The 23,519-nt window shown below is 60.0% G+C and carries 21 protein-coding genes; 14 read left to right on the top strand and 7 right to left on the bottom strand.

The window, feature by feature from the left end; all coding sequences use genetic code 11:
• Nucleotides 1–95 precede the first annotated feature (95 nt).
• The gene (locus ACP7BZ_RS05375) at nucleotides 96–1,154 is read left to right on the top strand and encodes a hypothetical protein (protein ID WP_426110812.1); all 1,059 of its coding nucleotides are present in this window, start codon (nucleotides 96–98) and stop codon (nucleotides 1,152–1,154) included.
• Between the two features lie 455 nt (nucleotides 1,155–1,609).
• Here ACP7BZ_RS05375 and ACP7BZ_RS05380 read toward each other — a convergent pair whose 3' ends face one another.
• Nucleotides 1,610–2,218: an RNA polymerase sigma factor gene (locus ACP7BZ_RS05380; RefSeq protein ID WP_426110814.1), complete on the bottom strand. Its 609-nt coding sequence runs from the start codon at nucleotides 2,216–2,218 to the stop codon at nucleotides 1,610–1,612.
• 708 nt (nucleotides 2,219–2,926) lie between these two features.
• Between ACP7BZ_RS05380 and ACP7BZ_RS05385 the strand changes: the two genes are divergently transcribed.
• From ACP7BZ_RS05385 to ACP7BZ_RS05400, 4 genes are read left to right on the top strand one after another with little or no spacing between them, the layout of a single operon-like run.
• Nucleotides 2,927–3,958 carry a diguanylate cyclase domain-containing protein gene (locus ACP7BZ_RS05385; RefSeq protein ID WP_426110816.1) on the top strand — a complete coding sequence of 344 codons (1,032 nt, stop codon included), beginning with the start codon at nucleotides 2,927–2,929 and terminating at the stop codon, nucleotides 3,956–3,958.
• 9 nt (nucleotides 3,959–3,967) lie between these two features.
• Nucleotides 3,968–4,765, top strand: coding sequence for a sensor histidine kinase (locus ACP7BZ_RS05390; RefSeq protein WP_426110818.1), 798 nt, complete (start codon nucleotides 3,968–3,970; stop codon nucleotides 4,763–4,765).
• On the top strand, nucleotides 4,755–5,450 hold the full coding sequence (locus tag ACP7BZ_RS05395; RefSeq protein ID WP_426110820.1) for a response regulator: 696 nt from the start codon (nucleotides 4,755–4,757) through the stop codon (nucleotides 5,448–5,450). The genes ACP7BZ_RS05390 and ACP7BZ_RS05395 overlap by 11 nt, the downstream gene beginning before the upstream one ends.
• Nucleotides 5,440–6,246, top strand: a complete 807-nt coding sequence (locus ACP7BZ_RS05400; protein ID WP_426110822.1) for a cyclic nucleotide-binding domain-containing protein — start codon at nucleotides 5,440–5,442, stop codon at nucleotides 6,244–6,246. The genes ACP7BZ_RS05395 and ACP7BZ_RS05400 overlap by 11 nt, the downstream gene beginning before the upstream one ends.
• Nucleotides 6,247–6,394: 148 nt before the next feature.
• Here ACP7BZ_RS05400 and ACP7BZ_RS05405 read toward each other — a convergent pair whose 3' ends face one another.
• Nucleotides 6,395–6,937 carry a hypothetical protein gene (locus ACP7BZ_RS05405; RefSeq protein WP_426110824.1) on the bottom strand — a complete coding sequence of 181 codons (543 nt, stop codon included), beginning with the start codon at nucleotides 6,935–6,937 and terminating at the stop codon, nucleotides 6,395–6,397.
• A 915-nt stretch (nucleotides 6,938–7,852) separates the two neighbouring features.
• Nucleotides 7,853–8,131, bottom strand: coding sequence for a flagellar protein FliT (locus ACP7BZ_RS05410; protein WP_426110826.1), 279 nt, complete (start codon nucleotides 8,129–8,131; stop codon nucleotides 7,853–7,855).
• A 329-nt stretch (nucleotides 8,132–8,460) separates the two neighbouring features.
• Here ACP7BZ_RS05410 and ACP7BZ_RS05415 point away from each other — a divergent pair, with 329 nt between their 5' ends.
• The 4 genes from ACP7BZ_RS05415 to ACP7BZ_RS05430 are packed head-to-tail and all read left to right on the top strand — an operon-like array spanning nucleotide 8,461 to nucleotide 14,149.
• Nucleotides 8,461–11,103: a M1 family metallopeptidase gene (locus ACP7BZ_RS05415; protein WP_426110828.1), complete on the top strand. Its 2,643-nt coding sequence runs from the start codon at nucleotides 8,461–8,463 to the stop codon at nucleotides 11,101–11,103.
• A gap of 57 nt (nucleotides 11,104–11,160) precedes the next feature.
• The gene (locus tag ACP7BZ_RS05420; protein WP_426110830.1) at nucleotides 11,161–13,227 is read left to right on the top strand and encodes a M13 family metallopeptidase; all 2,067 of its coding nucleotides are present in this window, start codon (nucleotides 11,161–11,163) and stop codon (nucleotides 13,225–13,227) included.
• Nucleotides 13,228–13,248: 21 nt separating this feature from the next.
• Nucleotides 13,249–13,899, top strand: coding sequence for a class I SAM-dependent methyltransferase (locus tag ACP7BZ_RS05425; protein ID WP_426110832.1), 651 nt, complete (start codon nucleotides 13,249–13,251; stop codon nucleotides 13,897–13,899).
• A gap of 55 nt (nucleotides 13,900–13,954) precedes the next feature.
• The gene (locus ACP7BZ_RS05430; RefSeq protein WP_426110834.1) at nucleotides 13,955–14,149 is read left to right on the top strand and encodes a CsbD family protein; all 195 of its coding nucleotides are present in this window, start codon (nucleotides 13,955–13,957) and stop codon (nucleotides 14,147–14,149) included.
• A 62-nt stretch (nucleotides 14,150–14,211) separates the two neighbouring features.
• Here the strand turns inward: ACP7BZ_RS05430 and ACP7BZ_RS05435 are convergent, their stop codons facing one another.
• Nucleotides 14,212–15,171 (bottom strand): IS1595 family transposase, encoded by a 960-nt coding sequence (locus ACP7BZ_RS05435; protein ID WP_426110836.1) that lies wholly within the window; start codon nucleotides 15,169–15,171, stop codon nucleotides 14,212–14,214.
• 236 nt (nucleotides 15,172–15,407) lie between these two features.
• Here ACP7BZ_RS05435 and ACP7BZ_RS05440 point away from each other — a divergent pair, with 236 nt between their 5' ends.
• Nucleotides 15,408–15,587: a CsbD family protein gene (locus tag ACP7BZ_RS05440; protein WP_426110838.1), complete on the top strand. Its 180-nt coding sequence runs from the start codon at nucleotides 15,408–15,410 to the stop codon at nucleotides 15,585–15,587.
• 80 nt (nucleotides 15,588–15,667) lie between these two features.
• Here ACP7BZ_RS05440 and ACP7BZ_RS05445 read toward each other — a convergent pair whose 3' ends face one another.
• Nucleotides 15,668–17,890 carry an alpha/beta fold hydrolase gene (locus ACP7BZ_RS05445; RefSeq protein ID WP_426110840.1) on the bottom strand — a complete coding sequence of 741 codons (2,223 nt, stop codon included), beginning with the start codon at nucleotides 17,888–17,890 and terminating at the stop codon, nucleotides 15,668–15,670.
• 70 nt (nucleotides 17,891–17,960) lie between these two features.
• Nucleotides 17,961–19,364 carry an MATE family efflux transporter gene (locus ACP7BZ_RS05450; protein ID WP_426110842.1) on the bottom strand — a complete coding sequence of 468 codons (1,404 nt, stop codon included), beginning with the start codon at nucleotides 19,362–19,364 and terminating at the stop codon, nucleotides 17,961–17,963.
• Nucleotides 19,365–19,459: 95 nt separating this feature from the next.
• Between ACP7BZ_RS05450 and ACP7BZ_RS05455 the strand changes: the two genes are divergently transcribed.
• Nucleotides 19,460–19,987 carry a PH domain-containing protein gene (locus ACP7BZ_RS05455; protein WP_426110844.1) on the top strand — a complete coding sequence of 176 codons (528 nt, stop codon included), beginning with the start codon at nucleotides 19,460–19,462 and terminating at the stop codon, nucleotides 19,985–19,987.
• Between the two features lie 291 nt (nucleotides 19,988–20,278).
• On the opposite strand, the gene ACP7BZ_RS05460 is transcribed toward ACP7BZ_RS05455, so the two are convergent.
• Nucleotides 20,279–21,133: a c-type cytochrome gene (locus tag ACP7BZ_RS05460; RefSeq protein WP_426110846.1), complete on the bottom strand. Its 855-nt coding sequence runs from the start codon at nucleotides 21,131–21,133 to the stop codon at nucleotides 20,279–20,281.
• A 236-nt stretch (nucleotides 21,134–21,369) separates the two neighbouring features.
• Here ACP7BZ_RS05460 and ACP7BZ_RS05465 point away from each other — a divergent pair, with 236 nt between their 5' ends.
• From ACP7BZ_RS05465 to ACP7BZ_RS05475, 3 genes are all read left to right on the top strand, one after another.
• Entirely contained in the window at nucleotides 21,370–22,287 is a 918-nt protein-coding gene (locus tag ACP7BZ_RS05465; protein ID WP_426110848.1) for a DnaJ C-terminal domain-containing protein, read from the top strand.
• 103 nt (nucleotides 22,288–22,390) lie between these two features.
• Nucleotides 22,391–22,702, top strand: coding sequence for a MerR family transcriptional regulator (locus tag ACP7BZ_RS05470; RefSeq protein ID WP_426110850.1), 312 nt, complete (start codon nucleotides 22,391–22,393; stop codon nucleotides 22,700–22,702).
• Between the two features lie 221 nt (nucleotides 22,703–22,923).
• Nucleotides 22,924–23,508: a type 1 glutamine amidotransferase domain-containing protein gene (locus ACP7BZ_RS05475; RefSeq protein WP_426110852.1), complete on the top strand. Its 585-nt coding sequence runs from the start codon at nucleotides 22,924–22,926 to the stop codon at nucleotides 23,506–23,508.
• Nucleotides 23,509–23,519: the final 11 nt, after the last annotated feature.

Here is a 23,519-nt window from a genome sequence, read left to right on the forward strand (position 1 = left end):
ACGCGCGTTAACGACTATGGGCGGCAGCGTTTGCCGTCCGCCTACCGACGTCAAAGATCATCTTAATGTATTTTCGCTATTGTTTATCGCTTGTCATGGTGATGCTGGCCGCTGCCGGCGGCCACGCCGCTGCCGTCGAGCTGGGCGAGCCTCAGGTGCGCTCCTTTATGGGCCAGCCGCTGTCGGCGGACATCGAACTGACCGGCCTGTCCAGCGACACGGCCACCATCCAGGCCGGCGTGGCGGACGCCGAGGTGTATCGCGCCGCCAGCCTGCAGATGCCGGCCGCGCTGGCCAATGCCATTGTCACCACCTTCCGGCGTGAGGGCCGCCGCTATCTGCATATCAGCGCGGCCACGCCGATCCGCGCCGATCATCTGCCGATTTTCTTTACCCTGACGGAAAATGGCCAGAAATCCGTGCGCCAGGTGACGCTGTGGCTGAGCGCCGATCCGAATCCGCCGCCGCCGCCGCCCGCACCACCGGCGCTGGTGATAGCTCCAGCTGTGCCCATGCCGCCGCCAGCGGTGGCAGCGGTGGCAGCGACCGTGCCGCCCGCGCACGTGGCGCCGCCGCTGCGGCCCTTGCAACTGGCTGCCCACGCCGATAGCGGGCGCCGGCTGCTGCAGTTGGCGCGGCCGGCAAGCGCCGCATGTCCTGCGCGCAACAACGCGACCGACACTGACGGCGACAGCTGCGCCGCGCTGGGCGCCAGCAATGCCGCCCTGACGGCCCACCTGAGCGAACTGGAAGACAAGGTCAAGCAGCTCAGCGTGGCCCTGCAAGGAACGACATTGCCGACAGTGGTGATAACGCCGCTCGCAGCGGTGGCGAAGGCGGCACCGCCCAAGCCGCTGCCACCCAAACTGGTGCCGATGGGCAGTAAAGCAGTCGAAACGACCAGCAAGCCATGGCTGGTGATCGCCATTGTCGCCGCCATCATCCTCAGCCTGATCGCCGGACTGGTCGTTGTGCTGCTGCGCCAGCGCGCCAAGGCCAGGCGCCGCCGCGCCGCCGAGACGCCGGCGGCCGCATCGGCGGCAGTGCGCATGCCCAATTTCATTGCCAAATTAAAAAGTCGCCTGATGCCGCGCCGCGCCGCCGCCGAAGTGGTCGCCGGTACCGAAGTGGCCAATACCGCGCCGGCGGGCTAATCTGGCCCGCCGATTCGGTACGGCAGAATTTGTCTACACAAGATTGTTTTTTCCGCTATACTTTATTTCATCACGCGACACGGGTCTGCGCAGTCACCAACGATAGGTGGCGCGAGTCACAGACAACCGTTGAGGAAACGCCTGTCGTGGAAGCAGTCCCACAGCCGGCCATGTGCTGCGGGGCGCCGGATGCAACCGGCCAGAGACGACGCCAGGAGATACCTGGCGCTCGGTCTCCAGAATTCGGATTGCGTCCGCCATCGCGGCGAATGCGACAATCCCGAGCCAGCATCAACGCCACGTTTGAATATTTTCCCAGGCTTTCCGCGCGTCAGCAGTGCAAGAGACGGGTTCGATGGCGCCTGGCGGCATCAACGGTCCTTCATGCGTTGAAGGTGACTTGCGCTGCACTTCCATTGAATCGGCGCCCGTCGACGTTGTTTGTTGTCACCGACCTATTTAGGCAGGCAGTCCGCCGCCCCGTGTTGGCTGGGCCATTCTTTCATGCGACGCGATATGAATTGGCGTGCCCTGTAAATTCTGGTGCGTACAGTATTCACAGACATCGTTCGCAGGCTTGAAATTTCCGCATAGCTGAGCCCTTCCATCACCCGCAATATCAGGGCGTCGGCAAATTTCTCAGGCATTTCCGCCAATATTCTCTCAACCGTCTGCAGTGCTTGCTTATACTCCAGCGCCAATGGTGGCGGCGGGCGTGGGCAGATCCGCTCCGTCGCCGCGAGGATGCCAGCTGCGTTGTCCCGTTCAGTTGAAAAATGCGCTTTGACCAACCAGTGGTGGCTACGGCGGTTTAGCGCGCGATTTAGGGCGATACGATACAGCCATGTGTAGAAGGCGGCCTCGCGGCGAAAAGTTGCCAGGGCCCTGAAGGCATGGATAAAGGTCTCTTGCGCGATGTCTTCGGCATCCTCGCGTTGCTTGAGCACGCCGAACGCCAATCGATAGATTCGTCCTTCATATTTTTCTACCAGTTGGGAAAAGCTCTCAAGATCGCCTTCGAGTGTTTTCTCTACGAGCACAAGATCATCCATGCAATCGTTCATTGCAGCCTCCCGCTTGCGTTTCGCCTTGGTGACAGTCAGATCGAATTTATATGTTGGAAAAATGACCAAGTAGAGATACCCCAAATTATTTTATATATTTTTTGATCGGCGCCATGTTTGAATTTTCTGATTAAAAAACGTCGCTTCGCGTCACGCTTTATTTGATGCACCTCAATGTAATGGTCAATCATTTATTTTTGATTTGGTGTATTTTTTTAACAGAAATATAGAATAACATATAATAATTTTATTTTCTAAAAAGAAATTAACTGGGTTTTATAGTGTCAGAGATGTAAATATTATTAACAATAAAGTAACTTAACCGAAAAGTTACGTGATTTTTTTTATTCAAAGAATGTTGAGCTAGGTGCCGAATGATGCGATTGGCATAATGAAGTGATGTTTTTTTGATTGAAGTCTATTTTTTTATGTCGTAAGAGTTAGTAGATCGGGTTAATCTGGTCACCCTCACATTTGACAGTAGAAAATTTCTCCGGCATAGAAGGACTAGCAGATTTCGAAGAAAAAACGAGAAACAATTAAGTTTACATTTTACAATATTTATGTTTAAAATAAAACTGTCAGATGATTTGTTAAATGTAAAATCCTATATTTCTTATTTAAATAATTTTATCAGAATTTATTTTAGAAAATTCCCTAATGTAAATTTCGCTCATCTGCCACTCTGCTTTAAAAAACGGAGATGTTATGAGATATTTCGATAAGTCTTTAAAAGCGCGGTTGAGTCATATTTTCTTTAGTCCATTGCTGGAAAAGGCCATTGAATTCCTTGCGGATCCAGTATTGATTATTGATAAGAATAAAAATATTGCTTGGGTGAATCGTGATTTTGAAAAGCTGACTGCATTTATGTACGACCAGGTCAGCGGCGTTTCTGTAAATTCCCTTATTTTCCAGCGCGGATCAGAAACATTGTGCAGGGATGTCTATTGTGCACTTAGCGAAGCCGTCCAGGACAAATCAACTCTGGATGTCAATGTGCGGTGCGCTGATGGATCAGTTTTTCGCGCAGATCAGGTTATTACCGTGATCCGCGATATGAATGGCGTCATCAGCCATTGGGTCTGCGTGCTACACGACCGTACTGAAGCGGATCATGTTTTGCAACTTGAGCGGCTCCGTGCCAGCCAAGATCCGCTCACGGGCTTGCCTGGTCGAACGGGGATCTTCGAATCCTTGCAATCAGGATTACAAAAAACGATGCCGACTCGAAGTCTGCTAGCCGTGATTTTTATCGATCTCGACGATTTTAAGTTGGTCAACGACCATTTTGGTCACTTGACCGGCGACTCGCTGCTGCAGGCAGTCGGCTTGCGGCTGCAAGGCGTGGTACGCAGCACCGATACGGTGGGCCGCTTCGGTGGCGACGAGTTCGTCGTGGTGCTTCCTTTATTAGGGTACCGTAGTGTCGCCCTCGATATTGCCAATAAATTGCTTGAACAATTGGCGCGGCCTTTTTCCATTCAAGCAAATGTCCATAGAATCAGCGCCAGCCTTGGTTTGGCATTTTGTCCCGACCATGGCTGCGGCGTCGATCGCTTGATCGAACGAGCCGACGCCGCAATGTATGAGGCAAAGCGCTTGGGCGGTCGTCGGCTGGTGGTGGCTGGCGAGGCATGCGGGATGGCGGCGGCTTGCCAGGAGCCAATCGGTTCGCCCGCAGTGTGCATCTCTGCGCCGCTGCGTGACTCCGCGATTGGGTCTTTTTTGTTCGATTGAAGTGGCGCCATGAAAAATAATAGCCAACTTACTGCCGGCGAATCGGCGACGCGCACTTCTTCGTCGAACGCTCGCTTCGATCGAATATCTGTCTCTGTGCTTGGGGACGATGGTTACCTGAAGTCGCGGCGCCGCACTGCCAGCAGGCGCCGGCAGGATGTCGCGCGGCAAGGTTTTCTTTCCTGCGAGCGCCGTCAGTTGGCTCAGCAAATCCATGATGACCTTGGCGCCGTGCTAACCGCCATCAAGGCGTGCATTTGTGTCGCTATTGCACGACAGACGCAGCTCGGCCTCGTCGCCAGTGATTTGCTGGAGGATGCTGCGGTGCTTGCCGATTGTGCGTTTGCCACAATTCGAAAGATCGGCGTTGATTTGCGCCCTGTTTTGCTTGAGAAAATGGGTGTATGGGCGGCACTCGAGTGGCAGGCGAAAAGCCTGGCAAGACGCAGTGGTTTGGCGGTGACGTTCTATACCGATGCCAGTCTTGAGGGACCTATTCTCCTCGACGAATTTGAACGCCTTGTGTACCGTGTTCTGAGTGAAGCAATGATTAATGCGGAGAAACACTCCGGGGGGAGTTGTTTGACGCTACGAATTTATCAATGTAACGGCACTGTGGTGTCCGTAGCCCAAGACAATGGTGTTGGTGCTCCAGTGGAAGAACTCGATGGCTTGAACTCACTCGGCTTGGTCAGCATGCGCGAACAGGCGACTGCGCTCGGTGCGAGCTTGACGGTCAGTATTCCCGCTGGTCAGGGCATTTGTCTGTCACTTGAATTTCCGTACGAGTATGCATATGCGCGCTGAACCAATTCGGGTGCTGCTGGTTGACGATCATCCGCTGGTGATTACCGGACTTCGTCAAATGCTCGGTACCGCTGATGACATTATTGTTGTGGGGCAGGCGCTGAGCGCAAATGCGGCAATGGCTGAACTGGACTGTCGCATGATCAATGTTGCACTGGTCGATATTGACTTGCCAGATGAAAACGGGCTGACCCTGTTGGCCCGCATCAAACGTCTTATGCCACACATTGGCGTCCTTGTCATCAGCGCCTACGGGGAAGAACTATATGCGTTGCGCTCTTTGCGGGCGGGGGCAGACGGCTATCTGAGCAAAGGCGCGTCCTTGCCTGACCTGGTCAGTGCAGTACGCAAGGTCGCCGATGGTGGCAAACACTTCAGTGAATTTCTGAGCGAATTATTGTTCAGGCAAGTACAGGGCCATTCGAAAAAAGGCCATACGGTGCTGACAGGACGAGAATTCGAAGTGATGATGCGAATCGTCGCGGGCGATAGCACAGGTGACATTGCTGCCCATTTACATCGAAGTCCAAAGACTATTTCGACTCACCGTACCCGCCTGTTTGAGAAATTGAACATCCATAGCAACGCGCAACTTGCCCGCTATGCGATGGAGCAAGGTCTGATCAGTTCGGTGATGGTCAACGAGAAAAACAATGATGGCTGGGAGGACAGCGATGATGCGTAAAGACGTCAAACATGGCAACACAGCAGGCAGTTTTTCCGCTGAGTCAGTAGATCAAGGCGCGGTACATTGTGCATTGTGTGGTGCCGCCAAGAGCTGCTTGCCGATGCTGTTTCATACCGGTGATGCCGAGATCCTCGACACGGTGCTAACCGGAAAGCGACGTGTCGAACGTAACGCAGTGCTGTGTAGAGAGAACGATAGATTTGACATGCTCTACGTTGTCCGTTCAGGTCAATTCAAGGTCTTAAGCCGCGATCCCGGCGGTACTTTACATGTAGTGAAATTCTATATGCCGGGTGACATTATCGGCATGGAGGCGATTGCTGCAGGCGTGCATGTGGCTCGGGTGATGGCCCTGGAAGACAGCGAGGTTTGCGAAATATCTTATCGGAATGTTAGGCAGGCGATGGCGAGCGCACCACAGTTGGGTGAGCAATTTCTTAAAATCATGAGCGGAGCGTTAGCAAATAATTACGAAAGGTCGTGTTTACTTTCCATGGCAAGCCTGGATGAGCGTTTTGCTGGCTTCTTGCTTGATCTGAGTAATAAATATGAGCGGCGAGGTTACTCGAGCCGATCATTCCGGTTGAGCATGACACGTAGCGATATCGGCAGTTATCTTGGGACTACCGTCGAAACGGTGAGCCGCTTGATTGCGCGATTTAACACGCAGCACGGGGTATCCATCAGCGGTAGGCTGGTTGAATTACACGACCGCGAGCAGCTGCGCGCAGTGCTCGACGGTAGTGTCGCATCGCTCCTACGCGGGCGAGGACAGCCTACTTGCGCTGGTTGATGCGACCTTGAAAAGTCGGAAATGTGGGCGCCTATCCCATCTCCCTGAAATACCTTAGCTGATCAAAATCGCGCTACCAATGCGACAGCAGGACGCTCGTGACGGTTATTCGAGCGTGCCTTGAGTGGCCCTTTGTCCGAAGCGGCAGTCAGCGCATTGCAGTTTCAAAAGCTGGCTGGTCACCGGCACGGCGGCGCTGTGCACTTTCCTGTGATCGACGGTGCGCCATCTCATGGGCTTTTGCCCACTGTGGCTGACAAGGCGTGGCCGGCAACACCGCAGGAAATCCCAAGGGCACGGTCCAGCTTTCGCGCATTGCAAAATTGGCATAGTCTGCGCAGAATCTATCAATGTCGAAGTTGCTAATCTTAAATTTTCGCAAGTTCACGATATGGCTTGCAAGTGAGGTAGCGACCGATGTAATCATTTCCTTGACGGAGCAGTTGGCAGGCACTTCCAGATTTGCATAGATATGCGCGGTGTGCGAGGCTTTCGCGTATTTTTTGGTCTCGCCGACAATTTCATGGGGTAAGGCGTGATGCCGCGCGCAATACTGTAGTTCAACCAGGCCGCTGCCATACGCCAGTTCGCCAAAGCGCTGATTGAATATCGGTTCCATGCGCGCTTTCGCCAAGGCGAACGTGGCCGCAAATTCGACGCTTTCGGTGCTTGAAGTCATCCAAATTTCCATGTGTCCTCCGCAGTTTTTAACAGCTGGCCCCGACAAGTGGCGCGCGCTCCAGCGTGCACGAACGGGAAGGTGCCGCGACAGCGGCGCTGGGGAATTTCCCCCCTTACTTCGTGATGCGTTCAAGGCGACCTTGAACAAGGTGCTGCGCACTTTGCCATCGTATCTACGTTACTCACCGCACATTCGTACAGTTCCGTTGATTAATGCAAGAGCCCCCTACCTGCTACGGTGTGTCAGGGCCGCCTGAAGTAAATATCTTTTATGAAAGTTGCGCCGACCATTTTCGGGAAGCAATAATTCAACGTGCTGCATTGATGTCCAGCCTGGTCGTAAAAAAATTATGCTATTCCCGTCGAACGACAGCTTGATGCATTCTTGTTCTGCAAAAAAATTTTTTGCGATCAGTCAAAATCCTGCAAGAAATTGCAGTGAAGAATTTAGCGGCTCTCAACCAACAGCTGGCACGACGGTCATCGCGCCTGTGCTCCATCAACGTAGGCCGCGCGAGCTTATGACGTTGCCGGCGATCCATGCAACGTCGGGATGCGGAGGTTTCAGGTCGTTGCGGTAAAGCCGTGCACTTGTGATGAACCGAAGGCGGACCTTGGGGTAGTCGCATGGAGCGGCCGCGGGGACTGCTGCGGAAGGGAGAGCGAATCACCGACGCGGTCGATGGCCGTCAGCGGCAGGGCGCTGGGGCGCCAAGCGCGACCACGGGCAGCTCCCGGTCTGTCGGGGACAAAATCGTTGCGCGGCGACGCCAGATGACGTGAGAAGGTACTTGAGTCGACTTTGAAAATTGTTATGCGAGTCCGCTGTGTCCGGCCCCTTACTCACCGTACATTCGTACTAATGTGCTAGAAGACCCGAATCATTGCGATTAGGCGCCGCCCGCCACGGTGTTTCGGGGACACCTTAATGGACGACGCCGGGGATCGCATGGTTAATCCAGGATTCCGTGACATCACGGATGGCGCGGTCGTTGGCCATGATCTGCTTGAGCAGGGCGATCTTGCGGCTGCGCGCTTCGCCCGTCAGCGGCGGCACACCCGCCTGCACGGCTTGCTGATGGCTGGCGCACTGGCGCTCGAGGGCGGCCAGCGACGTCCAGTCACCAGCCTGCGCGGCCAGGCACATCTGGGCGCTCAAGCCAGCAAGTTGTTCATACATGCTTACTACGTCGTTCGAAGTCATGGTCGCACCACTGTCTGTTCAATCGGATTGCCGCGTGTCTCTCCATAACGGCCCGTTCCGGCCAAACTTTAGGGTGGCGACGATAAAAAATCCAATTTCTTTCAATTTGTTACGAAGGTGCGAGGACGGTGCTATAAACGGGCAAAATATTTCCAATTTGCATAATTAGCGTGGCGATATCGCGTTCATGCCCTTTTATTGACGTTTTGCCCTCATTATTCGCATTCCATCGCGTCGGCCCCGAACTCTGCCCGGCGCGGCGCTACAGTGCTGGCTGGGTTATGTCGCCACAATGGTGACCGCGCCCAGCAACCATACCCGAGACCCGTATGAGAATGTTCCACCGAATGATGAGCGTGGCCGTGCTGGCATGCGCTGCGCTGGCGGCGCGTGCCGAGGCACCGTTCAATTTCGCCACAACGCCGGGCACGCTGCCAAAAGAAGTGGTGCCGGTCCAGTACGCCGTCCATTTGACGCCGAATTTGAAGGACCACACCTTTCTGGGCGCCGAAACGGTGGCCATCGACGTCCTGGCGGCGACCTCGATCATCGTGCTGAACGCCGTCGACCTCGACATCGATAGCGCCACCCTGGCCGGCCGCCAGATCGGCGAAGTCAAGCTCACGCCGCTGCTCGATGCCCAGCAACAAACCCTCAGCTTTCACCTCGACAAGCCGCTGGCGCCTGGACGCTACGCGCTGGCGCTGAAGTTTCGCGGCCTGATCAATCGCGCAGCGCGTGGCATGTTTCAAGTGACATATCAAGTCGCTGCGCGCGAAAAAATCCTGCTGGCGACGGCCTTGGCAGCGCCCGCCGCCCGCCGCCTGCTGCCGAACTGGGATGAGCCGGCGTTTCGCGCCACGTTTAAACTGACCGTCGATTTGCCAGCGACCTTCAAGGCGTATTCGAACACTCCCATCGACAAGCAGGAACGCCTCGAATCGGGCCTGCAACGCAGCTCGTTCGCCATCACCCCGAAGATGCCCAGCTACCTGCTGGTGCTGGTGGCGGGCGAACTCGAGCGCCTGTCGGGCAAGCAGGATGGGGTCGATATCGGCATCGTCACCACCGAGGGCAAACTGGGCGCCGCCGCCTACCCGCTGGCGGTGACGGCCGACGTCCTGCAGTATTACAGCGACTACTTTGGCGTAGCGTATCCGCTGGCCAAGCTCGACCAGATTGCCATACCCGGCGGCTTGCAGGGCGCCACGGAAAACTGGGGCGCCGTCGTCTACAACGAATCGGCCCTGCTGGTCGATGCGCTCAGCAGTCCCGACGCCGTCCGCCAGCTGCGCTTTGCCGTCAACGCCCACCAGGTGGCGCACCAGTGGTTCGGCGACCTGGTGAGCATGGCCTGGTGGGACAACCGGTGGCTCAACGAAGCCTTCGCCGGCTGGATGGCAGTCAAGGCAAGCGAGCACTTTCACCCCGAGTGGCGGTCCGCACTCGATGCCCAGCTCAGCCGGGAACAGATGCTGGACCTCGATGCCGGAACGACCAGCCGTCCGATCCACAGCGCCATCGCCACCGAAGCCCAGGCCAGCGATGCCGTCGATGCCATCGCTGACGACAAGGGGCAGGCCTTGCTGCGCATGCTAGAAGCCTATCTGGGCGAGGCGCCATTTCGCGCTGGCATCCGCGCGTATCTGGCGCGCCACAAGTATTCGAACACCACCAGTAACGAGCTGTGGGCCGCACTCGAAGCGGCCGCCGGCAAACCGCTGCAACAACTGGCGTCCGACTGGACCACCCAGGCCGGCTTTCCCGTCATTCAAGTGAGTCAGCAGTGCAAGGATGGCAAGCGTGAAGTGACCCTGCGCCAGCAGCCGTTTCGTCTTGACGAGCCGGCCGCCGACGGCATGCTGTGGCGCGTGCCGGTGCAGGTCGGCAAAGTCGATGGCAAGGCCAGCACCGTGTTGTTATCGAGCGCCAGCGCCACCGTCAGCCAGAGCTGCGATGGCGTGCTGGTGGTCGACGCCGACGCCGTCGGCCTGTTTCGCGTGCACTACGACCCCGCCTCGTTCGATGCGCTGGCACGCCAGGTCACCCGGCTGCCCGACGCCACCCGCCTGAAGTTGCAGGCCGATGCCTGGGCGATGGTGCTGGCCGGGCGTTTGCCACTGGCATCGTACCTCACCTTGGTCGGTCAGTATGCCAAGGAAAACCGTGGCGCCGTCTGGGGCGCCATCCTCGCCAATCTGGGCAGCCTCGACGCGCTGGCCGCTGGCACCCCCGAACAGGCGCTCATCCGCCGCTTCATCATCAAGCTACTACAAGCAAAATTTGCCAGCCTGGGCTGGGAAGAACGCAACGGCGAACCGGTCGATGAGCGCGCATTGCGCGCGCAGCTCGCTGCCATGCTGGTGCGCGCCGGCGACCCCGCCGCGATGGCCGAAGCGCAGCTGCGGTTTGAGCGCTACGTGCGGCGGCCGGCCAGCGTCAGTCCATCGATGCTCGACGTCGTACTCAGCGCGGCCGGCCACGATGCCAATGGCGCCACCGTCGACCTGCTGATCGCGCGCCTGCAGGCAAGCTCCAGCGACGCCGAGCGCAAGCGCTTGACGCGCGCCCTGGTGCAGGTGGCCGATCCGCGCCAGGCGGCGCGGGTGCTGCAACTGGCGCTGTCGCCGCAGTTGTCGCCGCAGTTGTCGCCGCAGTTGTCCGTACAAGCAGCAATGCCCGTCGTTGTCGCCGTCGCCGCCAACGCGCACCTCGCCCAGGCCTGGGACTTTGCGGTCGCCAACCGCGAGCGCCTGATGCAAGACCAGGATGCGATCGGCCGCGGCCGGGCGTTTGCTGACATCGTCGCCCCGTCTGCCGATGCGGGCGACGCCGCGCGCATGGAGGCTTATGTCAGCGAGCACTTTGGCGCCGCTGCCCTGGTCGAAGCGCAACGGATCGGCAATGGCGTGCGCATGCGCGCGGCACGCAAGGCACGTTTGCTACCGCAAGTACGCGCCGCATTACAATAACGTGACGGCGCAATAAGGGCGCTCGATACCGTCTATTTCATTTCTTCAAGGGACACCATGAACACCAGCTGGACTCCGCTCAAGACCGCCATCACCGTTGCCCTGTGCAGCGCCGCCTGCAGCTTCGCCCAGGCGCAAACGCCAACGCCAGCCCAGGCTGCGCCGGCTGCCAGCAGCATCGTCCGGCCGGCCGCCACGGCCTTGCTGCCGGGCGACGATTTTTTCACGTACGCCAATAGCGAGTGGCTGGCGAAGACGGAGATTCCGGCCGATCGCAGCAGCTGGGGCGCGTTCGCCTCGATCGCCGAAGACACCAATGCGCGCATCGTCAAGATGTTCGACAGCATCAACGCCGACCCCAAGGCCAAGCCTGACGCCCGCAAGGTGGCCAGTTTTTACCAGACTTTCATGGATGAGTCCGCCATCGAGGCGAAAGGCGCCGCACCCCTCAAGCCGCTGCTGGCGAACATCGCTGCGATTTCCAGCAAGGCGCAACTGACGCGTGCGCTGGGGGCATCGCTGCGCGCTGACGTCGATCCACTGAACAACACCAATTTTTTCACTGAAAATATTTTTGGTTTTTGGGTGGCACCGGGCCTGGCCGACCCGACGCGCAACGTGCCCTTCCTGCTGCAAGGGGGCCTCGGCATGCCCGATCGCGCCTACTATCTGACCGACAACGCCAACATGGCTGAGCTGCGTAGCAAGTACCAGCAGCACATCGCCGCCATGCTGGCGCTGGCCGGGTTCGGTGACAGCGAAGCGCGCGCCGTCAAGGTGATGGCGCTGGAAACGGCGATCGCCCAGGCCCATGCCAGCCGCGAAGATTCCGCCGACGTCTTAAAAGCCAACAACAGCTGGACCCTGAAAGACTTTGCCAGCAAGGCCCCCGGCATGGACTGGGCGGCGTTCTTCAAGGCCGCCGGGTTGTCCGGCCAAAGCACGTTCATCGTCTGGCATCCGGGCGCCGCCACGGGTGAAGCGGCGCTGGTGGCGTCGACCGATCTGGCCACCTGGAAGGATTATTTGGCTTTCCACCAGATCAACCATGTCGGCGGCAGCCTGTCGAAGGCCTTTGTGGATCAGCGCTTCGCCTTTTATGGCAAGGCCTTGTCGGGCACGCCGCAACAGTCGCTGCGCTGGAAGCGTGCGCTCGCTGCCACCAACAGCGCCCTGGACCAGTCAGTCGGCCGCGTCTATGTCGAGCGCAATTTTGCCGCCGCCGACAAGCTGCGCATCCAGCACATGGTGACCAATATCATTGCTGCCTTCAGCCAGCGCATTGACAAGCTCGACTGGATGGCACCGGCCACCCGCGCCCAGGCGCAGGAAAAACTCAAGACCCTGTATGTCGGCGTGGCTTACCCGGACCGCTGGGATTCCTACGCCGGCTTGCGCGTGGTGCCGGGCGATGCCTTCGGCAACGTGGTGCGCGCCGAGGCATTCCAGACGCGCCAGCAGCTCGCCAAGCTGGGCAAGAAAGCCGACAAGTCGGAATGGGCCATGCCGCCGCAGCTGGTCAATGCCGTCAACATGCCGCTGCAAAATGGCATCGTGTTCCCGGCAGCCATCCTGCAGCCGCCGTTCTATGATCCGAAGGCGTCCGACGCCACCAATTACGGTGCCATCGGCAGCGTGATCGGCCATGAAATCAGCCACAGCTTCGACGACCAGGGTGCGCAGTTCGACGCCCAGGGCCGCCTGCGCGACTGGTGGACCACGCAGGACAAGGAACATTTTACGCAAGCCTCGGCCAGGCTGGCGACGCAGTTTTCGGCGTATAAACCGTTTGCCGATCTGGCCGTCAATGGCAACCTGACGCTCAGCGAAAACCTGGCCGATCTGGCCGGCGTCGCCGCCGCTTACGATGCCTACCGTACCACCCTGGCGGGCAAGAGCGCACCGCTCGATGGCGACAAGGATTTCTTCCTCGGCTATGCCCACAGCGAGCGCAGCAAGATGCGCGACGCCCAGTTGCGCCGCATCGTGCTCACCGATGGCCATGCGCCGTCGCAGTACCGCGCTGCCACCGTGCGCAATCTCGATGCCTGGTACCAGGCCTTTGACGTCAAGCCGGGGCAGTCGCTGTATCTGGCGCCGACAGAGCGGGTGCGGGTCTGGTGATGCCTTAGGATGGCCGCTGCCATGAACGACGCGCTCGACGCCATTGCCCGCAGCACCGTGGCCCATTACAACGATCGTGCCGAGAGCTTCTTTGCCGGCACCATCGGCCACGATGTGAGTCAGAACATCGCGGCCTTTTTAGGCGCGCTGGCGGCGCCAGCGCCGCTGTGCCTGCTCGATCTTGGCTGCGGCCCGGGGCGCGACCTGAAAACCCTGGCGGCGCTTGGTCACCGTGCCATCGGCATCGACGGCGCCGATCAGTTCGTGCAGATGGCGCGCCACTACAGCGGCTGTGAAGTGTGGCAGCAAGAGTTTCTCCATCTTGCGCTGCCGGCGGCGCAGTTCGATGGCGTCTACGCCAACGCTTCGCTGTTTCACGTTCCCCGCGCCGCCTTGCCGGCCGTATTGCGCAAGCTGTACGACGCGCTGAAAGCGGGTGGCGTGCTGTTCAGTTCGAATCCCCGTGGCGACAACCAGGAAGGCTGGAGCGGCGAGCGCTACGGCAGCTATCATGACCTGGCAGGATGGCGTGCTTTTATGGAAGAGGCCGGCTTTCTCTATCTCGACCATTACTACCGGCCCAGTGGCGTGCCGTCGTCCGAGCAGCGCTGGCTCGCCAGCGTCTGGCGCAAGCCTGATCGGGCCGTTATGTTAAGTGGCGAACAGAAGTAGCGAAGGCGTGGTCGTAAGGTGGTGCTCCCAACCACCAGCAAGCGAGGTACCCGAAATGAACGAGGACCAAGTCAAAGGCAAGGCCAAGGATATCGGCGGCAAGATCCAGGAAAAAGTCGGCCAAGTTGTCGGCAGCAGCGAGCAGCAAGCCAAGGGGCAGATCAAGCAGGCCGAGGGCAAGCTGCAGGAAAAAGCGGGCGACGCCAAGGAAGTTCTGAAGGACGATTTGCCCAATCGCGGTAACCGCTGAGTGAGCGTATGGTAGTGCCATTGAGCCGCGTTCGACGCGGCTTTTTTTTGACGCTTTCACCGCTAACTCCGGAAAACCCCCAGCGCCGCTCTGAGGAAGCTTTCGGCGCAGTCGATGCGGTTGCCGTCAATGGCCCAGCGCCAACCCAGATAATTCGCCACATAGCGGGTGGCGACGCCATTAAAATGGCCTAGCCAGCCCTTAAAACGGCTGTGATAACCATTGACGTTTTGCACGTGAATAGCGCCATCGACGCGGATTTTGCGCTTGAGATTGACGGCGCGGTGGGCAATGCCGGCGTCACGGGTAAACCGGCGGTAGACCGGATTGCCATCGCTGACCAGCAGCACATCTGTCTGCAGTGTTGGCAGCAAATGACGCTGCAGACTCGCCGTTTTTAAGGCGCCACGGCCGCCGATAAAATCAATGGTATTGCCGGCGCGGTCGCGCGCCACCACGATCGTGACCTGGTCGGCCGAAATGCCGCGCCGGCTGGCGACGCCGCCGCGCCGGCGCGCAGGTCGTGTTAACTGCTTCGCGCCCTTTTGCGACTCGAATAAAAACGTCTCGTCAACTTCGACGATGCCCTGCAGGCTGCGCGGCCGGTCGTACTTGGCCCAGTCGAGAAAACGGTGGCGCCACCGAAAACTGGTGTTTGCATGCACCCCCACTTTTTCTGCCGCCCGGTGCACGGTACACGCCTGATCGCGCAAACAATCAAAATAACTGAGCCAGCGATCTTTATGGCGCAGACGCGCCAGCAGGGTGCCGGTCAACGCATTAAATGAGCGGCCGCATTGGCGGCAGCGATGGCGTTGCAAGCCATTGGCGCTGCCGTCGCGATACAGCCTGGTGTTCTGGCAACGTGGACACTGCAAGCGGTCCTGGCCGGCCTGCTCGATCAGGGCGCAAATGCGCTTGCCGTAAATCGAGTGGGCCATCTCCAGGCACACTTCCTCGCGCTCGTGCAGGCCCAATGCCCGCAGGCGTCGCAACAGCCGGTCGAAGGCGGCGCGGTCCATATCACTCTCCTGATCGATGGTCGAGTAACTTGGAGTCGCGTTTTAAAAATGAAGTTCCAGCGCTGCCCGGACTTAACGGGTAATGCGCCCTTTTTTGCCGGCCTGTCCGCATCGCATCGTCAACTTATTGTTGAGCCAGCGTTCGCTCGCTAACAGACGCCATGCCGCGCCTGCCATATTCTGAACCCACTGCATGAGCACATCGCCATGCCCTTACCAAACACAGGAGCTCCACCATGAACAGCGATCAAGTCAACGGCAAAATGAAAGACATCGGCGGCAAAATTCAGGAAGAGGCTGGCAAGCTGGTCGGTAGCACCGAACAGCAGGCAAAAGGCCTGGCCAACCAGGTTGAAGGCAAGACCCAGGAAAAAATCGGCGACGCCAAAGAAGTACTGAAAGACGCCACCAACTAAGCATGGCCCATGCTGGTTGGAGCAGATAAAAAAAAGCCGCGATATCGCGGCTTTTTTGCAGCGATGAAGCAAGGCAAGATTTAACTGCCGTCAGCCTTGTCACCAATATGCTTGCGGAAAAATGCTTCGATGGTTGAGTACACATGACGCTGGCCGGCGCGCGAAGAAATACCATGCTTGGCGCCGGGGTAAGTCATCAGTTCGAACTTGATGTTGCGGTTCACCAGGCTATCGATCAGCTTGGTGGTATTGGTAAACAGCACATTGTCATCGGCCATCCCATGCACCAGCAACAGGGGCGACTTCAAGCCATCGAGGTGGGCAAACACACCGCTGTTGGCGTACGCGGTCGGGTCCGACTTCGGCGTGGCGCCGACGAACTGTTCCGTGTAGTGGGTGTCATACAGCGACCAGTCGGTCACCGGTGCCACCGACACCCCCATGGCGATCTTGTCCGACGCTGCCGACAGCAGGCGCAGGGTCATGAAGCCACCATAGCTCCAGCCGAACACGCCGACCCGCTTGGCATCGACAAAACTCTGCTTGGCCAGCCAATCGATACCCGTCACCTGGTCTTCCACTTCGTGCTTGCCCAGTTCCTTGTAAATCACATCGGTGAACTGGCGCTCGCGCCGCGAGGAGCCGCGGTTATCGAGGCGGAACACCACATAGCCCTGCTGCGCCATGTACTGGTAAAACTGGTTATCCCACTTGCGCGTGACTTGCTGCGCGTGCGGGCCGCCGTAGGTGTACAGGAACACCGGGTAGCGCTTTTCCGGATTAAAATTGGCCGGCTTGATCATCGAGTAGTACAGGGTCTGGCCATCGTTGGCCTTGATGGTGCCAAACTCGGTAGGCAGCATGTCTGCCTTGTACTTGCCGTACGGGTGCTTGTCGTTCAATTCATTCTGCTCGACCCAGCCCACCATGGCGCCATCGGCGCTGCGGATCGACACCTGCGGCGGCGTCGATGGATCGGAGAAGGTATCGACGAACACTTCGCCGTTGCGGGCGAAGTTCGCTTCGTGCCAGCCGTCCGCCTTGGTGATCCGCAGCGGCTTGTCGGCCAGGCTGCCATCGAGTGCCAGTGCATAGATCTGCTTGTCGACGACATTGTCGCGGTTCGACGACACGAACACGCGGCCGGTCTTTTCGTCGACCGCCTGGACGTTATCGATGCCCCATTCGCCGCTCGAGACGGTGCTGAGCAGCTTGCCATCCATGCCGTACAAATACAGGTGATTGCGGCCGCTGCGCTCGGACGACCACAGGAAGGCGTTCTGGTTTTTCAGGAAGCGCAGGTCGTCGCTGATGCTGACCCAGGTTTTCGACGTTTCGGTCAGCAGGGTGCGCTGCTTGAGCGAACTGGCATCGACGGCGATCAGGTCGAGCGTCTTCTGGTCACGGCTCTGGCGCTGGTAGACCAGGGTCTTGCTGTCGCCCGACCAGTCGGCGCGCACCAGGTAGATATCCTTGTTGGCGCCGATGTCGACCTTGCGCGGCGCGCCGCTGACGGGCGAGACGATGAACAGTTCAGCGATCACATTGGCATCGCCGGCGGCCGGGTAGCGCTGCTCGACCACATCGGTGCGGTCGGCAAAAATTTCAAAGCGGCGCACCACGGGCACCGGCGCTTCGTCAAAGCGTTTATAGGTCACGGCCGAATCGTCCGGCGCCCAGTAGTAACCGGTGCGCTGGCCCATTTCTTCCTGCGCCACGAATTCCGCTTCGCCATTGTGGACAGTGCCCTTGCCGTCGTGGGTCAGCTGTTTTTCCTTGCCGGTGGTCAGATCGATGACGACGATATTCTGGTTGCGGATGAAGGATACATAGCGTCCCTTTGGCGAAATTTTCGGGTCAGCCACATTGCCCGAGGCAACTTTGCGGGCCTTGTCCGGATGGGCGGCCTCGACCAGATAGAGGTCGCCGGCGATCGGTACCAGCAGCTGCTTGCCGTCCGGCGACCAGCTGTAATTCAGGATGCCCGACAGGCTGGCCGTACGCGCCCGTTCGCGGCGGGCTTTTTCTTCCAGCGAAATTGATTCGTTCGGTACCAGCACTTTCGAGTCGACCAGGCGGCGCGTGGTCTTGTCTTTGGTGTTGAATTCCCACAAGTCCAGCTGGAACTGGTTGTCATCGCGGCCGCGCAGAAAAGTGATGTGCTCGCCATCGGGCGACACGCGCAGATTGCGCACGCCGGGACCGGACAGGGCGGGATCGGCCTGGATGCGGTCCAGGGTCAGACGTTCAGCGAAAGCGGGCGCGGCCAGCAGGGCAGCAATAAGGCATAGCGAAAGGCGCATGGATCGTCTCGGTAATGGTTGAACAAGAACAACTCAGGACGATACCAGAGTCCGCCCGCAAAAGCTGTAATTACGCCGCCGGGACGCTGATAGCGGGCACGCGCGCCCGCGCCAGCCGCGCCAGCGCGGCCGTCAGCAGCACGGCGGCGACACTCAAGCCCAGCACCAGGCCGATCCAGAAACCGAATACCTGCATGGGCGCCGCCGGGCCGAATGGCAGCCAGGCGGGCGCCAGCCCCAGCACGATGCCCAGCGGCAGCGAGACGAGCCAAAACGCCACCAGCTGAATCACCATCGGTGCGCGCGTCACCTTGTAGCCGCGAATCGCGCTCGAGGTGGCCACCTGGATGGCGTCCGACAGCTGGAACAGGGCGGCAAACAGCAGCAACTGCACGCACATGGCTTGCACCGCAGGGTCGGAGGTATAGGCGCGCGCGATCGGCCAGCGCAACAGCGCCACCAGCACCGCCGACAGCAGCCCGAAGCCGGCTGACATCGCCACCCCCACCCAGGCCACATGGCGTGCCTTGCGCGGCGCCCCTTCGCCCAGCGCCTGGCCGACGCGGGTGATCAGGGCGATGCCAAAGCTCAGTGGCACCATGAAGGTCAGCGAAGAAAAATTCAGGGCGATCTGGTGCGCCGACACTTGCACCACGCCAAAGCGCGCCACCATCAAGCCGACCAGGCCGAAGGCGCTCACTTCGGCAAAATACGTCACCCCGATGGGCAGGCCGAGGCGCAGCATGCTGCCAATTGCGTCCCAGTGCGGCCCCTCCCAGCAGCCGAAGGGATTGGTCTGGCGGTAGGCCGGGGCAATTTTTATCCACCACAGCATGGCGCCCAGCATTAGCCAGGTGCCGACCGCCGTGCCCACCGCGCAGCCGAGCGCACCGAGGCGCGGCAAGCCCAGGTTGCCAAACACCAGCAGCCAGTTGACGACAATATTAAACGCCAGGCCGCCCAGCGCAATCACCATCACCGGCTTGGTCTGGTTGATGCTGGCGGTGTAGCCATACAGCGCCCGATAGCAGGCAAAGGCTGGCATGCCGATGCTGATGATGTGCACGAACAGTGCCGCCTCGGCCGCCACCGCTGCGTCCAGCCCCAGGTGAGAAAATAGCAGGGCGCAGCCATTGGCGGCGGCGCAGGCGACGATGCCGACCAGCAGTCCCTTCCACAGCGCCTGGCGCACCGCATGGCCGATGGCATCGAAGCGGCCGGCGCCCACTTCGTGCGCCACCACCGAGTTAATCGCCATCATCACCCCCATCACCGTCACCAGGACGATCGACCAGATCGACGTGCCCAGGGCAACGGCGGCCAGTTCATCGGCATTTACATGGCCCGTCATGGCAACGTCGGCCACGGCCATGCCGATGGTTGCCACCTGGCCCACCAGCACGGGCCAGGCCAGTTGCCAGATGGCGCGGATTTCGGCAATGACGGCGTAGCGGGAGCTGGCGGAGGACGGCATGAGGGCGGATGTATAAGTAAAAGAACTATTTTACTGGCAATATCCGGCCATCGAATATACTCCTTGCCACCTTTGCCACCACCAGCGCCACCGCCATGTCCACCGACCAGCCCGTCATCACCGCCCGCTTCAACCCCCTGATCAAACCGTTTTTGGTGATGTCGATCGGCTTGACGATGATGGCCACGGTAATTGGCATCCCGCTGGCGCTGGTGTGGTTCCTGGGCGTCGGCCGCTGGTGGGCGCAACATTATTTCGACCGCCTCGAATGCCAGCTGGGGCCGCACAGCCTGCGTTACCGCAAGGGCATCCTGGTCACCACTGAAAAAACCATCCCGCTGGAAAATATCCAGGATGTGACCTTCGTCGAAGGGCCGATCCTTCGTCATTTTCACTTGAGCACCTTGAAATTCGAGACCGCCGGGCACAGCGCGGGGCAGGCGTCCGACATGCACCTGACGGGGATTATTGATGCGCAGGCATTTCGCGCGCAGATCATGGCCGCGCGCCAGGCCCTGCGGCACAGCGTGCCAGAGCAGGGCGCCGACGCCCAACTGGTGGCGTTACGGGCGATCGAGGCCAGGCTGGCCGACGTGGTCGAGTTACTGCGTGCAAAGCAGTGATGCCGCAGCGCCCGGCAGGCGGCAGGGCGCGGCCGTCGCCACCGTCAACATGGTCGAATGCATCGACGGCGGTACGCGTACTGGCTGAGAACTCTCAGCGCTCACGTAGCACTTATCCCGGTAGGTAGGAAGAAACGGCTTGCGGCGTGTGTACAGGCAATGCATGGCAGCCGAGCACAAGGCGTGAAAATAAGGCATGGCGCGCCATGCCAAGACGATGGAGTCACTATGACGGCACACCATCGCTTGCCAGGCGCGCAGGCAGCGACTCCACCCTGACGCGATAGATTGTTAGCCGTCCGCCGGCGGCGGCAACGATTTTAGATACACAAACAGGGCTTGCAAATCGGTGTCGTTCATCTGGCTGAGCGATTCGAACGGCATCACCTTGCTGATCGGGGAACCATCCGGGCGCTTGCCACTGCGCATGGTCTGGACGAACTGGTCGGCGGAGACATAGCGCAACATGACGCTGCCTTTGCCGGGAGCCAGCCTGGCGCTGGCGGGCCAGCCGGGCGGCGCGCCCGGGATCTTGCCGCCCGCCAGTTGCGGGCCATGGCAGCCCATGCAGACATTGGCGACATAAGCGCCGTGCGCGACCGATACGGCGGCCACCACCGGCCTTGACGGCGGGAGGCTGTGGTCGATGCGCTCGGCCGCATCCTTGATGAGGCCGACGCCGTACAGGGCCTTGAGCGGCAGCGGCAACTGCAACACAGCGGCCCGGCCGGGCACCGGCGGCAGCGTGCCCAGGTAGGCCAGCAGCGCCGCCATGTCGTCGTCGCTGAGGCGGTTGTAGTCGTCGCTGGGCATGATCATTAACGGCGTGCCGTCCGGCTTGACGCCATGGCGCACCGTGCGTACCCAGTCGGCAGCGCGGTAACGGCGCGTGACGCTATGTTCGCCCGGGCTGATATTGGGCGCCACCACCAGCATGGCGCCATCGCTGACCACGGTTTTGCCGGCACCCTGCGCGCCATGGCAGTCGGCGCAGCCACGTGTGTTGAACAGGTAGCGGCCGTGCTCGACCCGGCTGCTGTCGGCCGTGACCTGCAGCAGGGCCTCGGCGACGCTGGTCTTGCGCGCCATTTTGCGCTCGCCGAGCAGCTTGCCGGCCAGCGCCAGGGAGCTGCCGAGGCATGCCACAATGAGCAGTGCGATGCCCGTCCTTTTTGTCCATGTGTTCACAGCCGCCCCCGCATCCATGCACCATGCATAAAATCTAGCATCGCCGACAATGGCGCGATGTCGATTTGCGCAAACAGGCGCATGATGTTGAGGCTTGCCATGAAAGCATGCGATTGCTGTTTTATCGAGAAGCCGTGCGCCACAAGCGTCACCGCTGCGTTAGGATGAATAAAACAACCAGGGAGTGTCGCAACGTGGAATACAAGGATTACTACGCCAGTCTGGGCATCGACAAGAAGGCGTCGGCCGACGACATCAAAAAGGCGTACCGCAAGCTCGTGCGCAAATACCATCCCGACGTCAGCAAACTCAAGGATGCCGACAGCAAGACCAAGGAAATCAACGAAGCGTATGGCGTGCTGGGCGACGCCGAAAAGCGCGCTGCCTACGATGAGCTGGGCAGTGGACGGCGCGCCGGGCAAGAGTTTCAGCCACCGCCGAACTGGGGTGGCGGTGGCGGCGGATTTGGCGGCGGGGCCGGCATGGACAGCGATTTTTTCTCCGATTTGTTCAACAACGTTGGTAAGCGCGGCCGCGGCGGCGCCGGCTTTCAGATGCGCGGCGAAGACATCCACGCCAGCATCGCCATCGACTTGCACGACGCCTTTCACGGCGCCACCCGCACGATCAGCATGCGCGTGCCGCAGCCAGATGGCGGCGGTCGCGCCGACAAGTCGCTCGACGTCAAGATTCCCAAGGGTGTGCTGCCGGGGCAGCAGTTGCGCCTGTCCGGCCAGGGCCATCCCGGCAGGGGTGGCGGACCGAACGGCGATCTGTACCTGGAAATGACCCTCAATGCCGATCGCCGTTACCGCGTCGAGGGTAGCGACGTCTATGAAACGGTGCCGGTCACACCGTGGGAAGCGGCGCTCGGCGGTGCGATCGGCGTGCCTACGCCGTCCGGGAACGTCGAAGTCAATGTGCCGCCGGGGTCGCAGACGGGGCGCAAGCTGCGCCTGAAGGGGCGCGGCATTCCGGCGCCGGCGCCGGGCGACCTGTATCTGGTGCTGGAGGTGGTGCTGCCGCCGGCGCACGATGACAACGCCCGCAAACTGTACGAACAGATGGCGCGCGAAATGGCGTTCAATCCGCGCGAGCCGCAGCGGCCCTGAAGACGGGCGCTGAACACACGGGCACACAGAGCCACACAAAATCACACACAGTCACACAGAGGCACACTGAGCGTGAAACAGCGCGTAAAACGGAGCGTAAAGCATGGGTCATAATTTACCACTCTCCGGGGTACTGCTCGACGACGTCGCGCTAACCCTCGATGAACTGGCGCTGGCGTGCCAGGTCGAACCGGACTGGGTCATTCGCCACGTCAGGGCCGGCGTACTGGGCGAAGATGGCAGTGTTGAACTGACCACCATCCGCTTTCGCAGCGGTGACCTGGTACGGGCGCGCCGTCTGCGCAATCTCGAACAGGCATTCGACGCCAACGAAGACATCGCCGCCCTGGTTCTCGACCTGGGCGATGAAATTCACCGCCTGCGCACCCGCCTGCGCGTGGTCGGCGCCGAATAAGCGCCGCCAGCTGACCTGCCTGCGCCGGACACGCGGCACGCCGGTGCCGCGTGTCCGGCGCTGCGGCCCTCGCCGCTTGTGCTGACATCCTCTGGCGCGCGGCTGCCACAGCCTCGTCCCATTTTGCCGCACGGAACGCTCGCGACAGGCGCAGGGGAGCGCATTACAATCGGTAGGAGATCGGCACCAACCATTCAGGTATCACCGTACAAGGAGCTTTTATGCGCATGCAAGATGCATCCCTCAGGGGCAAAACCATCGCCGTCTTGATGACCGACGGCGTCGAACAAATTGAATTTACTTCACCGCGCGACTACCTGCTGGCGCAGGGCGCGCGTATCGAAGTGCTCTCCCCCAAGGGCGCCGGCGCCCACGTGCAAGGAATGAATCACGACAACAAGGGCGACCAGTTTCCCGCCGACCGTGCCGTCGCTGACGCCAGTGCTGTCGCCTACGATGGCTTGCTGCTGCCTGGCGGCGTCGCCAACCCGGATTCGCTGCGCACCGACGCGGCGGCGGTCGCCTTTGTGCGCGCGTTTGCCGCCACCGGGCGGCCGATTGCCGCCATCTGCCATGGACCATGGACATTGATTGAAGCGGGCGTGGTGGCCAGGCGCCAGGTGACCAGCTGGCCCAGCCTGCAAACCGACTTGCGCAATGCGGGCGCCGAATGGACCGATGCGGAGGTGATCGTCGATGGTGGCCTCATTACCAGCCGCAAGCCGGACGATCTGCCGGCGTTCAACGCGGCATTTGCCAAGGCATTGGCACAGTCTGCGGTGGTCGAGGCGCGATCGGTGGCGTGACGGTGGCGGCG

It is taken from the genome of Massilia sp. PWRC2 (genome assembly GCF_049896725.1).
In the GTDB taxonomy this organism is placed as follows: domain Bacteria; phylum Pseudomonadota; class Gammaproteobacteria; order Burkholderiales; family Burkholderiaceae_D; genus JAFCUW01.